Source organism: Streptomyces panaciradicis (assembly GCF_023516615.1).
Lineage (GTDB): Bacteria > Actinomycetota > Actinomycetes > Streptomycetales > Streptomycetaceae > Streptomyces > Streptomyces panaciradicis.
This window is the reverse complement of the sequence record NZ_JAMGBF010000059.1, coordinates 47,030-56,244: the sequence shown is the minus strand read 5'-3', so window position 1 is coordinate 56,244 and position 9,215 is coordinate 47,030. Positions and strand designations below refer to the sequence as shown.

At 74.2% G+C, this 9,215-nt stretch carries 9 protein-coding genes; 6 read left to right on the top strand and 3 right to left on the bottom strand.

Annotated elements, in window-relative coordinates; translation table 11 throughout:
• Window positions 1-45: 45 nt before the first annotated feature.
• The 3 genes from M8J74_RS20825 to M8J74_RS20815 all read right to left on the bottom strand — a co-directional run bounded on the left by M8J74_RS20825 (window position 46) and on the right by M8J74_RS20815 (window position 2,691).
• Complete coding sequence (locus M8J74_RS20825) at window positions 46-777, bottom strand: methyltransferase domain-containing protein (protein WP_249837878.1); 732 nt, start codon at window positions 775-777, stop codon at window positions 46-48.
• A gap of 42 nt (window positions 778-819) precedes the next feature.
• Window positions 820-2,013 carry a lycopene cyclase family protein gene (locus tag M8J74_RS20820; protein ID WP_249837877.1) on the bottom strand — a complete coding sequence of 398 codons (1,194 nt, stop codon included), beginning with the start codon at window positions 2,011-2,013 and terminating at the stop codon, window positions 820-822.
• A gap of 78 nt (window positions 2,014-2,091) precedes the next feature.
• Complete coding sequence (locus M8J74_RS20815; protein ID WP_249837876.1) at window positions 2,092-2,691, bottom strand: sigma-70 family RNA polymerase sigma factor; 600 nt, start codon at window positions 2,689-2,691, stop codon at window positions 2,092-2,094.
• Between the two features lie 338 nt (window positions 2,692-3,029).
• Between M8J74_RS20815 and M8J74_RS20810 the strand changes: the two genes are divergently transcribed.
• From M8J74_RS20810 to M8J74_RS20785, 6 genes are all read left to right on the top strand, one after another.
• A complete protein-coding gene (locus M8J74_RS20810; protein WP_249837875.1) occupies window positions 3,030-4,271 on the top strand; it encodes a polyprenyl synthetase family protein in 1,242 nt (413 codons plus the stop codon).
• On the top strand, window positions 4,268-5,812 hold the full coding sequence (crtI, locus tag M8J74_RS20805; RefSeq protein ID WP_249837874.1) for a phytoene desaturase family protein: 1,545 nt from the start codon (window positions 4,268-4,270) through the stop codon (window positions 5,810-5,812). The genes M8J74_RS20810 and crtI overlap by 4 nt, the downstream gene beginning before the upstream one ends.
• Entirely contained in the window at window positions 5,809-6,840 is a 1,032-nt protein-coding gene (locus tag M8J74_RS20800) for a phytoene/squalene synthase family protein (RefSeq protein ID WP_249837873.1), read from the top strand. Before crtI ends, M8J74_RS20800 begins: the two co-directional genes overlap by 4 nt.
• A complete protein-coding gene (locus M8J74_RS20795) occupies window positions 6,837-7,832 on the top strand; it encodes a Rieske (2Fe-2S) protein (RefSeq protein WP_249837872.1) in 996 nt (331 codons plus the stop codon). Before M8J74_RS20800 ends, M8J74_RS20795 begins: the two co-directional genes overlap by 4 nt.
• Before the next feature lie 125 nt (window positions 7,833-7,957).
• Window positions 7,958-8,128 (top strand): DUF5670 family protein, encoded by a 171-nt coding sequence (locus M8J74_RS20790; protein ID WP_058927432.1) that lies wholly within the window; start codon window positions 7,958-7,960, stop codon window positions 8,126-8,128.
• Window positions 8,129-8,285: 157 nt separating this feature from the next.
• Window positions 8,286-9,173, top strand: a complete 888-nt coding sequence (locus tag M8J74_RS20785) for an oxygenase MpaB family protein (RefSeq protein WP_249837871.1) — start codon at window positions 8,286-8,288, stop codon at window positions 9,171-9,173.
• Window positions 9,174-9,215 lie beyond the last annotated feature (42 nt).

Here is a 9,215-nt window from a genome sequence, read left to right as displayed (position 1 = left end):
CACGACGGTCCCGGCCGGGTCGGGCGCCGCGCGCCGTCGGGCCGGTCATCGCGCGGTCCGCGCCGTGGCGCCGGCACGCCGGCCGACGACGGTGTGGGTGATGCCGGTCTGCCAGCCGGGCAGGGGCAGGGCGCGTACCCGGTCGAAGCCGGTGGCCCGCAGCCGGTCGGCGAACGCGTCGACGGTGTCGAAGTCGACGACGCTGCGCCACAGGTGGCGATACAGCTCGCCGTCGCCCAGCGCGGTGGCGACGGGCAGCACCAGCCCCCGGCACACGGCCGTCCACACCGCGCGGTGGACCGGGCGGCCGCTGAGGGTGTACTCGTGCACGGCGAGCCGCCCGTGCGGGGCGAGCAGGTCGTGGACGGTGGACAGGACGGCGTCGGGGTCCGAGACGTTGCGGAAGAGGTAGGCGGCGAACACCGCGTCGAAGGGGCCCTCGACGCCCGCGTCGGCGAGTTTCTCCGCCGGGGCGCACACGAACCTGACGTTCTCGGGCCAGGGCTTGGCCGCGGCACGCGCCAGCATTCCGGCGGAGGCGTCCACGGCCGTGATGTCGGCCTCGGGCAGGACGGCGCGGAGGGCAGCGGTGGACGCCCCCGTTCCGCAGCCGAGGTCCAGGACGCGCAGCCCGCGGCCGGGGCCGGGCAGGCCCAGCCTGCGGGCCGAGCGGCGCAGCTGGGCGTGGTAGCCGGGGTTGGCCGCCACCAGCGTGTCGTACGAGTGCGCCGCATGGTCGAACGCGGTGGCCAGGTCCGCGTCGCGCAGCAGGGTCATGCGTTCTCCCGGGTCGGTGGGGTGGGCGGGGCGCACCGCGGTTCAGGAACCGGTGAAGGGGCGCCGGGGCAGCCGCGGGACCTCCGCGGCCGCGCGGAGCATGGGCAGGACGGGGGTGTGCAGGCCGATGCCGAGGTCCTCGGGCAGCCGGGTGGTGCCGTCCAGGAAGCGCAGCAGTCGCGCCATGGGGACGCGGGCGAACAGGCCGGAGAAGAAGGCGGCGCCGTCGACCAGGCCGCTGTCGAGTGCGTGCAGCAGTACGGCGTCCATGGCGCGCGAGCGCGCCGAGTGGGGCTGCGGCGGCACGGGGCGGCGCCCGCGGCGCAGGGCTGCGGCGACGGCCGCGGTCTGGCGCTGGAGGCCGGCGAAGGTGTAGCCGGTCGAGGGGCGGGTGGCCCCGCCGGCCGCGCCGATACGGAAGACGGAGGGCGCCGTCTGGCGCGCGAACGGGGCGTCGGTCATGGGGATGACACCGGTCTCGGTCCCGACGATCTCGTAGTCCTTCAGGCCGAGGACGGCGTCGGTGTAGTGGCTCAGCGCGGCGTCGTAGGCGTCCTGGGACAGGACGGAAGGGGAGAACTCCGTGTACTCCACCAGGGCCTGCCGTGTGCCGGTGGGCAGGACGTAGCCGAAGGAGAGGCCTTTGGCGGGCTGGGCCGTGCGGAAGTCCATGAGGTCGGCGCGGGACGGGTCAAAGACCGGGCGGTGGGTGCGCAGGAACCAGCCGCGGAAGTGCTGGAGCAGGGTGGTGCGCGCCGCGGGCAGGCTGCCGGGCGGACGGGAGTCGAACACCCAGCGGGCCCGCACGGACCGTTCCCGGCCGTCCGCGGCGCGGGCGTGGATCTCGGCGCCCTGCGGAAGTGATTCGATGTGGTCGACCGCGGCCTCCAGGCGCTCCACTCGGCCGCTGCGCGCGAGGTCGCGGGCGACCAGGGCCTCGAAGTCCTCGGAGCGGATCATCTTGTAGCTCAAAGGCGAGATGTCGTCCTCGATGGGCTCACCGGTGGGCGGGTGCACGCGCAGGCGGCGCCAGGACGCGGTCAGGGCGGCGTCGTAGCGTCCGCGGCCGGCTTCCCAGAAGCACCAGGTGCGCTGGGTCGGCCGCAGCGGGCCGGGCGGGGCGTCCAGCAGGATCGCGGACGGGGGACGGCCGCCGGTGAGGGGTCGGGACAGCCGGTGGGCCAGGGACAGCCCCGCCGCTCCGGCTCCGATGATGGCGACCTCCGCCTCGAGCACGTCCGCCTCAGCCCCTCTCGTGTCACTGCTCGGCCTGTCGACAACATTTCGGGAGCGGTACCCGTGCGGATGCGTTGGTCACCTGCCCGTGCGGGGTGAATTTTCGGCGTCGTCCGTGTCGAGGCGGCGGGCGAGGCGGTGCAGCCCCCGCCGGACGTGGCTCTTGACGGTGCCCAGCGGCCATCCGGTGAGCTGGGCGATCTGGGTCTGGGTCAGGTCGTCGTGGAAGGCGAGGTTGAGCACGCGGCGTTGCGGGGCGGGCAGCCGTGACAGTTCGTCGTCCAGGAGCACGCGGTCGAGCGACGCCTCCGGCCGCACCGTCTCCTGGGGAGCCGTCACCATCAGTCTGGCACCGGCGGCGGCGACGAGTTCGGAGCGCCGGGTGCGCGCCGCGAGCGCGTCGGCGATCTTCCGGCGGGTGATGCCCACCAGCCAGCCCGGCAAGGTACCCCGGTCGGGTGCGAATCCGGCGCGGCCCCGCCACGCCGCGAGGAAGACCATCTGGGTGACGTCCTCCGCGTCCCTCGCGTCTCCCAGCGAGCGCATCGCGAGGCCGTACACGAGCGAGCGCCAGCGGTCGTGCACGACCTCCAGGCATGCCTCGTCGCCGGCGAGGAACCCGTCGACGAGTTCGGCGTCGTCGAGGAGGTCTGCGCTGATCTGGGGGGCGGTCGTCATGACTACTCCTCTGCATCGCCGGTTGCGCCGCCTGGAGCGACGGTGACTGCTCCACCCTCCGAAATCGATGCAGCGAGGACAACTTGCATCGTCTGTGCGTCGAAACCAGCGCCCTGCGATCGCCGCCCATCCGTGTCACATTCGCGAACAGAACCCGTGCACGCACCGACCCGACAGCTCACCGGCCAGAAGACGTGTTCGCGCAAGCACAGCGGCCGAAACCCTGCCCACCCACGTGTCGTTTTCCGGATCGCACCGCATCCGTCGTGCGCGCCCGGCCGGAACCCATGACGACGAAGCCAGCTCTGATCACGAGGATCTCGATGACGGGAACCGGCATGAGCCCCACCGCGGCACAGGAACACCGCCCCCACGGCACTCGACGGCACAGCGCACATCCGACCGGATCGGACGCTCTGCGCGCCGTCGACGCGGACGTGCCGGGCGCCGTACGCGGTGTGCTCGCCGAGCTGCTCGCCCGGCGGCTCACGGCGGCCGAAGCCGTCGATCCGCTCTTCGCGCGGGACCTGGCCGCCCGCGTCGCGCGCTTCACGGAGGACGGCGGCAAGTTCAGCCGCTCGAGCCTGGTGTGGTGGGGGATGCGCGCCTGCGGCGGCGATTCGTCGATGCTGCGGCCCGCCCTGCGCATCGGTGCCGCCCTGGAACTGATCCAGACCTGCGCCCTGGTCCACGACGACGTGATGGACGGCGCGCCCCTGCGCCGCGGACGCCCCTCGCTGCACGCCGAGATAGCGGACCGGTACGCGGGCGAGACCTCCGGTCCACGCGCCGCGCGCCTGGGGCAGGCGTCCGCGATCCTGGCCGGCGATCTCGCCCTGGCCTGGGCGGACGACGTCGTGGCGGACACCGAGCTGCCCCGGGCGACCGCCCGGGAGGTACGGGACCTGTGGCGCACCATGCGCATGGAGATGGTCGCCGGGCAGTACCTCGACATCCACGGTGAGGCGACCTCGGCGCGCTCACTCTCCCGGGCGATCCGCGCCGCCTGCCTCAAGAGCGCCCTGTACTCCGTGGAGCGCCCGCTCGCCCTGGGGGCCGCGCTGGCGGGAGCCACCCCCACCACGACGCGTGCCCTGTGTTCGGCCGGCCGCTGCGTCGGCATCGCCTTCCAGCTGCGCGACGACCTGCTCGACGTCTACGGCGACCCCCGCGACACCGGCAAACCCCCGGGCGGCGACATCCGCAGCGGCAAGCCCACCTACCTCGCCGCCGTCGCCGAGGCGCGGGCCGAGTCCGCGGGCGACCGGCACGCCCTCGCCGTCCTGCGGACGTCCCTCGGCCGGGCCGACCTCTCCGAGGACGAACTGGCCGCCGTGCGCGAGGTGTTCGAGGTCACCGGAGCACGCGACACGGTCGAGGCCAAGATCGACCGGCTCGTGGCCCAGGGCCTGCGCCATCTCGACGGCGCCCTGCTCGCGCCGCATGCCGGTAACCGGCTCCGCGCGCTGCTGCGCTCCGCGGCCGGCACCCCGCCGCCGCAGGCGCCCGACGCCACCCCGGACGACGTCGTCCCCGTATCCCTGTCGCTGACCACCGCGGAAGAAGGGGCCCGCCGATGACCCGAACCGTTCCCGGCCGCACCGACCACGTCGTCGTCGTGGGCGCCGGCCTGTCCGGACTGGCGGCGGCCCTGCACCTGCTCGGCGCCGGCCGCCGGGTCACCGTGGTGGAGCGCGACGACACACCCGGCGGCCGCGCCGGACGGCTGGTGCGCCACGGCTACCACATCGACACCGGCCCCACCGTGCTGACCATGCCCGACATCGCCGACGAGGCCTTCGCCGCCGTCGGCGAGAGCCTGCGCGACCGCGTCGACCTGGTGCCCCTGCACCCGGCCTACCGGGCGCGGTTCGCCGACGGCAGCACGCTGGACGTGCACACCGACGCCCAGGCGATGGAGGCGGAGGTCGAACGCTTCGCCGGAGCGCGCGAGGCCGCCGGCTACCGCAGACTGCGCGTCTGGCTGGAGAAGCTCTACCAGGCGCAGCTGCGGCGCTTCATCGACGTCAACTTCGACTCCCCGCTGCAACTGCTCACCCCCGACCTCGCCCGGCTGGCCGCACTGGGCGGATTCGGCCGCCTGGACGCGCGCATCGGCCGCTTCCTCGACGACGAGCGACTGCGCCGGGTGTTCTCCTTCCAGTCGCTGTACGCGGGCGTGGCGCCGGAACGCGCCCTCGCCGCCTACGCGGTCATCGCCTACATGGACACCGTGGCCGGCGTGTACTTCCCGCGCGGCGGCATGCACGCCCTCCCCCGGGCCATGGCGGACGCCGCCGAGGCGGCGGGAGCCGACCTGCGCTTCGGCCAGAACGTCACCCGTCTGGAGCGTTCCGGCGACCGCGTCACGGCCGTAGTCACCGAGGACGAGCGGATCCCCTGCGACGCCGTCGTCCTCACCCCCGACCTGCCCGTCACCTACCGCCTGCTCGGACAGGTCCCCCGGCGGCCGCTGTCCCTGCGCTTCTCCCCCTCCGCCGTGATCCTGCACGCCGGCACCGACCGCACCTGGCCGTGGCTCGCCCACCACACCATCTCCTTCGGCGCGGCCTGGCAGCGCACCTTCCGCGAACTCACCCAGACCGGACGCCTGATGAGCGACCCCTCGCTGCTCATCACCCGCCCCACCACCACCGACCCCACCCTCGCGCCACCCGGCCGGCACCTGCACTACATCCTCGCCCCCTGCCCGAACACCCAGCTGGGCCCGAGTGCCACCGCCTGGGGCGACCTCGCCGCCGACTACCGGCACGACCTGCTCACCGAACTCGAGCGGCGCGGCATGGACGGCATCGCGTCCTCCATCGAGGAGCAGTGCCTGGTCACCCCCGCCGACTGGCACGCGCAGGGACACGCGGCCGGCTCCCCCTTCTCCGCCGCCCACACCTTCGCCCAGACCGGGCCCTTCCGGCCGCGCAACCTGCTGCGCGGCACCGTCAACGCGGTCCTCGCCGGCTGCGGCACCACGCCGGGCGTCGGCGTGCCGACCGTGCTGCTGTCGGGCAAGCTGGCCGCGGCGCGGATCACCGGCGGCCCTGCCTCCCCTCGCGCCGGTGTCCGCCCGCGGCCTGCCGCCCGCCGGGAAGGGAGGCCCGCGTGACGGACCGCGAACTCGACGCAGCCGGCATCACCGACCCCGGCCTGCGCCAGGCGTACACCCAGTGCCGGCAGCTCAACGCCCGGCACGGCAAGACGTACTTCCTCGCCACCCGCCTCCTGCCGGTGCGGCGCAGGTCCGCCGTGCACGCCCTGTACGGATTCGCCCGCTGGGCCGACGACATCGTCGACACCCTCGACCCGGCCGCCACGGACCAGGACCGCCGGGCCCAGCTGACCCGTCTGCAGCAGGACCTGCTGGCCGGACTGCGCGACGGCGACAGCGCCGAACCCGTCGTCCGCGCCCTGGCCGACACCGCCCACCGGTACGCCATCGACCACCGGTACTTCACCGACTTCATGGCCGCCATGCGCGCCGACCTCGACGTCACCGACTACGCCACCTACGCGGACCTGCGCCGCTACACCTACGGCTCGGCCGAGGTGATCGGGCTGCAGATGCTTCCGGTCCTCGGCACGGTCGTACCGCGCGAGGAAGCGGCACCGCACGCGGCGGCGCTGGGCGTGGCCTTCCAGCTCACCAACTTCCTGCGGGACGTCGGTGAGGACCTCGACCGCGGCCGCGTCTACCTGCCCGCCGACCTGCTGTCCGCACACGGCGTGGACCGGCCGCTGCTGCGCTGGAGCCGCGACACCGGCCGGACCGACCGGCGCATCACCGCAGCCCTGCGGGAGTTCGCGGAACTGAACCGCCGGGTCTACGACGAGGCGGCCCCCGGCCTGGCCATGCTCGAACCGGTGTCACGCCCCTGCATCCGCACCGCGTTCGTCCTCTACGGCGGAATCCTGGACGCCGTCGCCGAGGACGGCTACCGCTCGGTGCAGCGCCGGGCGGTGGTCTCCCGCCGCCGGCGCGCCGCCGTGGCCCTCGACGGCCTGACCCGCGTCGTGGCGGCCCGGCTGCGCAGCCGGGCGGCCGCGGTCCCTGCCCCTCCCCCGCACCCCGCGCCGCCCGCACCGGTGGTCACGCCCACGCCCGAGCCGGTGCACGAGCACGAGAAGGTCACATGAAGCCGCGCCGCTACCCCCTCTCCCTGCGGCGGAACCCGCCGCGCTGGGAGAAGCAGCAGCCCACCTGGCGCCAGGCCCGTCCCGGTGCCATCGCCGAGGCCCTCAAGCGGGCCCAGGCCCGTCCGTCCGGCAACTGGTACGTCGTCGGCGCGACCCGTGACGTACGCGAGGACCGGCCGCTGTCCGGCACGGTGGCTGGACACGAGATCGTGGTCTGGCGGGCCGCCGACGGGCGCCTCGTCGCGGGCCCCGGCATCTGCCCGCACCTGGGCGCGCCGCTCGCCGAGAGCCCGGTGCGCTGCGGCACGCTGGTGTGCCACTGGCACGGCATGGCCCTGAAGGGCACGTCGTTCGCCGGCTGGGACCCGGTGCCGGTGCACGACGACGGGGTCCTCGTCTGGGTGCGCCTGGACGCGGTCGGCGGCGAGGAACCGCTGGATGCGCCCGTCGTCCCCGCCCGCCCCCGGCTGTCGGGTTCCGTCGCCGCCGTGTACAGCGGAATCGGGATCTGCGAACCCGAGGACATCGTCGCCAACCGGCTCGACCCCTGGCACGGAGCCTGGTTCCACCCGCACTCCTTCGTCGACCTGACCGTGGCCCACGCGCCCGACGCGGACACGCCGGACGACGACGGGTTCACCGTCGACGTCTCCTTCAAGGTCGCCGGACGGCTGGTCGTCCCGGTACGGGCGGTGTTCACCAGTCCCGAACCGCGCACGATCGTCATGCGCATCACCGAGGGCGAGGGCCGCGGATCCGTCGTCGAGACGCACGCCACGCCCCTCGGGCCGGACGAGCGGGGGCGGCCGCGCACCGCCGTCGTGGAGGCGGTCGTGGCCTCCTCGGAGCGTCCCGGCTTCGCCGTGGCCCGCACGGCGGCACCGGTGCTGCGCCGGTTCATGGTGTCGGCGGCCGGCCGGCTCTGGCGCGAGGACCTGGCCTACGCGGAGCGCCGCTGGCTGCTGCGCTCCACCGGCCGCTTTCCCGGCTGATCCGGCGAAGGAACGACGATGCGAAAACAGAGCGAATTCCCGGCCGAGCCCGGCTCAAACAACTGTGAATTCCCTGCTTAGGGCGCCTCTTCCGGGGCACATGAAGCGCCGGAGGTGGACAACAAATGGTTCCTTTGCTTCTTGTTCTGCTGCTTGCTCTGATTCTTTTCGGTGCCGGTTTCGCCCTCAAGGCACTGTGGTGGATCGCGGTCATCGTCCTGGTGCTGTGGCTGCTGGGATTCGTGGTCCGGCCGGCCGGGAACGGCGGCCGCAAGGGCCGCTGGTACCGCTGGTAGGGAAAGCGGTACGACAGAGCGGGTCCGCGGCTGCCCAGCCGACGGGCCCGCTTGTCCGTTCTCGGGCGTCCCCGCTGTTCCGCCCGGCCGGACCGCCCTCCGACACCGGAGGTCCCGCCTCATTTCCCCCAGCGACCGAGAGAAGGGCCCACCGCTGATGAGACTGCTTCCTTTCGGCGGCCCCGGACTGCGACAGCAGCTGGGCCACGGCCTCTTCACCCGTGTCGCCGGGCCCGACGGCCCCCGCAACCGCGCCCGCATCCACGGCACGCCCGGCCCGCGCTGGTTCGGGCCGGAGCGGCCCATCCGGCGGGTGCACGCGGACGCGTCGATGTTCATCGGCGGACTGTCCGCCCTGCTCCTGCAGTCCCTGCACCCGCACGCCATGGCGGCCGTCGCCGCCCACTCCGGCTACCGCGGCGACCCGTGGGGCCGGCTGCAGCGCACGAGCACCTTCCTCGCCACGACCACCTTCGGGACGGTCGAGCACGCGCAGGAGGCCTGCGCCCAGGTCCGGGCGGTGCACGAACGCGTCCGGGGCTTCACCCCCGACGGCGACGCCTACCACGCCGCCGATCCCCATCTGCTCGGCTGGGTGCACGCCGCCGAGGTCGACAGCTTCCTGCGCGCGCACCAGCGCTTCGGCACCGCGCCCCTCACCGACGACGGCTGCGACGGCTACATCGCCGACGCCGCGCGCATCGCCGCCGAGCTGGGCGTGCTCGACCCGCCCCGCGACCGCGCGGAACTCGCACGCCTCCTCGACGACTACCGCCCGGAGCTGCGGGCCTCCCCGCAGGCCAGGGAGGCCGCCCGCTTCCTGCTGCTCAACCCGCCCGTGCCGCTCGCCGCCCGGCTTCCCTACGGAGTGCTGGCCGCCAACGCCGTCTCCCTGCTGCCCGACTGGGCCGCCCGCGAACTGCGCCTGCCCAGGCTGCCGTTGGTCGACGAGTGGTGCGTCCGGCCGCTGGGGCAGGCCGTCACCTCGGCGGTCCGCTGGGCCATGGCGCCGTCGCGGCCGGTGACGGCGTCGACCGTGAGCTGACGGCCTCGCCGGCCCGTGTGCCGGACCGGCTGCGGGGTACCG

Coding starts and splice junctions, on each gene's coding strand:
- M8J74_RS20825 (WP_249837878.1), bottom strand. CDS start 777: ATGACCCTGCTGCGCGACGCGGACCTGGCCACCGCGTTCGACCATGCG.
- M8J74_RS20815 (WP_249837876.1), bottom strand. CDS start 2,691: ATGACGACCGCCCCCCAGATCAGCGCAGACCTCCTCGACGACGCCGAA.
- M8J74_RS20810 (WP_249837875.1), top strand. CDS start 3,030: ATGAGCCCCACCGCGGCACAGGAACACCGCCCCCACGGCACTCGACGG.
- crtI (WP_249837874.1), top strand. CDS start 4,268: ATGACCCGAACCGTTCCCGGCCGCACCGACCACGTCGTCGTCGTGGGC.
- M8J74_RS20795 (WP_249837872.1), top strand. CDS start 6,837: ATGAAGCCGCGCCGCTACCCCCTCTCCCTGCGGCGGAACCCGCCGCGC.
- M8J74_RS20790 (WP_058927432.1), top strand. CDS start 7,958: ATGGTTCCTTTGCTTCTTGTTCTGCTGCTTGCTCTGATTCTTTTCGGT.
- M8J74_RS20785 (WP_249837871.1), top strand. CDS start 8,286: ATGAGACTGCTTCCTTTCGGCGGCCCCGGACTGCGACAGCAGCTGGGC.